A 1005-nucleotide genomic window follows, 5' to 3' on the forward strand; every position below is an offset into this window, starting at 1 on the left:
CCATGTCAAGGGTAGGTAAGGTTTTTCGCGTTGCATCGAATTAATCCACATCATCCACCGCTTGTGCGGGTCCCCGTCAATTCCTTTGAGTTTTAATCTTGCGACCGTACTCCCCAGGCGGTCTACTTCACGCGTTAGCTGCGTTACCAAGTCAATTAAGACCCGACAACTAGTAGACATCGTTTAGGGCGTGGACTACCAGGGTATCTAATCCTGTTTGCTCCCCACGCTTTCGTGCATGAGCGTCAATCTTGACCCAGGGGGCTGCCTTCGCCATCGGTGTTCCTCCACATCTCTACGCATTTCACTGCTACACGTGGAATTCTACCCCCCTCTGCCAGATTCTAGCCTTGCAGTCTCCATCGCCATTCCCAGGTTGAGCCCGGGGATTTCACGACAGACTTACAAAACCGCCTGCGCACGCTTTACGCCCAGTAATTCCGATTAACGCTTGCACCCTACGTATTACCGCGGCTGCTGGCACGTAGTTAGCCGGTGCTTATTCTTCAGGTACCGTCATTAGTTGCAGATATTAGCCACAACCGTTTCTTCCCTGACAAAAGAGCTTTACAACCCGAAGGCCTTCTTCACTCACGCGGCATTGCTGGATCAGGCTTGCGCCCATTGTCCAAAATTCCCCACTGCTGCCTCCCGTAGGAGTCTGGACCGTGTCTCAGTTCCAGTGTGGCTGGTCGTCCTCTCAGACCAGCTACTGATCGATGCCTTGGTAGGCCTTTACCCTACCAACTAGCTAATCAGATATCGGCCGCTCCAGGAGCACAAGGCCTTGCGGTCCCCTGCTTTCATCCTTAGATCGTATGCGGTATTAGCGTAACTTTCGCTACGTTATCCCCCACTCTTGGGTACGTTCCGATATATTACTCACCCGTTCGCCACTCGTCAGCGGAGCAAGCTCCCTGTTACCGTTCGACTTGCATGTGTAAAGCATGCCGCCAGCGTTCAATCTGAGCCAGGATCAAACTCTTCAGTTCAATCTCTGTTTAA

Annotated in this window: 1 rRNA gene; it reads right to left on the minus strand. The window is 52.3% G+C overall.

Annotated features, from left to right (window positions below):
- Positions 1-992, minus strand: a 16S ribosomal RNA gene (locus tag AC07S4_RS30350); the annotation flags it as partial.
- Positions 993-1005 lie beyond the last annotated feature (13 nt).

This window comes from Pseudoduganella sp. GW821-FHT05F09 (assembly GCF_059419605.1).